Source organism: Candidatus Kurthia intestinigallinarum, from assembly GCF_003991225.1.
In the GTDB taxonomy this organism is placed as follows: Bacteria; Bacillota; Bacilli; order Bacillales_A; family Planococcaceae; genus Kurthia; species Kurthia populi.
Window position 1 is genome coordinate 1 of sequence record NZ_JTFC01000174.1, and the last position, 1414, is coordinate 1414.

Below are 1414 nucleotides of genomic sequence, written 5' to 3' on the forward strand. Positions count from 1 at the left end.
CATTATATAAAGCCGTAATGACCGTTTCTAAAATCGCTGGCTCTGTATCAAGAGCTAGCTGCCACTGCTCCTCTAAGACAAGCTTTTTAGCAACCTCTTCTGTGGAATCACCTAACGCTAAAAATAATGGAACTGCCTCTTTAAATTTCCCAGCTACAAACAACGTATCAGCCTCTTGAATGAGCTGTTCCTCCTCATAATCAGCTGTTAATGATTGAATCGCTGCTGCTTGCTGTTCATTAGCATCCTGTTTTACATAACCAATACCAACTAAGCCAAGTAACGCTGTTAAAACAACACCTAAAATCATACGAGAACGCCATTTCTTCCGTTCAGCTGTTTGTGTTTGCACGGTATGATACGCTACGAAATCATAAGCTTCAGTTAATAAGAGCTGCATGTCTTCAATTGTTTGTGCCTGTAAAATCGAATGTACCAAATCATTCGTACGCTTCGTTAAATGCTCAGGCTCTTCTAAGCATTTTTCATACGGTTGATTTGTTAAAATCGTTAAGATTAATGCTTTGTAGCGCTGTAAATGCGTATATTTTTCCTCACGTGGCATTTGTCGGTTCGCTCGGTAGCCGTAGCGAATCGTCGACATCGGATGATAATACACAGTTGCAGGATGCAAACTGACGAAGCTTGAAGTCTTCGTCACAATCTCATCAAGTAATATCGCTTGGGCAATAGCAAGCTTTACAACATAAGCCTCCTGTTTAATCGCCACAACGGGCTTCAAGTGCTCTACAAAATGAAAGGTCATGACGACATGCCCTTCGTTCTCCTCAATACTTCGAAATGATAGAAACACATCATTCCGTGTATCGCGTAAAAACTGTTCGATTTCTTCCAACCGGTCATAACTAAATTCATTACGATGGATCGTAAATTGGGCTAGTTCACGTGTTAATTTAATGCTGCCAAATGAAAAATTGTAAATCTTGGTCGCACTCATACTAGCACCTCCTAACGATTTAAAATAAATGGTTAACTTATAAATCCAGTAATATCAATAGGTTAACCAGTTAACCTAATAAATTTATAGTTCTTATACTTTTGATGGGTAGAAAATTCTACTTAACAAAAGTGGAAATTTCTACTTTTCAAAGTTCCTCATTTCTAGTGCCTCTTGTCGCTCGAGCTCTGTCATACGAATACGCTCTTCGTAATTCGGTGTAATAGCTGCACTAACCTCATATAGCTCCTCATAACGAGCTGGATCTTTTAATCGTAGTTCTTCTTCTGTCAGCTCTACCCGCATAAACGCTCGCTGTGTACCATGAATAATGAGTGCCTCACCTTGCTTACGACGCTCTAATAATTTTTTTTCCTTTTCACTAAAGGTCATGCGTAGCTTTTCGGTAATATCATCTACGCCCTTATTATCTAGACCAAAAAAGACTTTCGTATA

At 39.1% G+C, this 1414-nt stretch carries 1 protein-coding gene and 1 pseudogene; both read right to left on the reverse strand.

Features of this window, described 5'->3' with window-relative positions; genetic code table 11:
* Window positions 1–958, reverse strand: a 958-nt coding sequence (locus tag QI30_RS19535; RefSeq protein WP_148113915.1) for a type VII secretion protein EssB/YukC, incomplete at its 3' end; no start/stop codon positions are given.
* A gap of 141 nt (window positions 959–1099) precedes the next feature.
* A pseudogene (locus tag QI30_RS19540) lies at window positions 1100–1414 on the reverse strand (VirB4 family type IV secretion system protein); the annotation flags it as partial.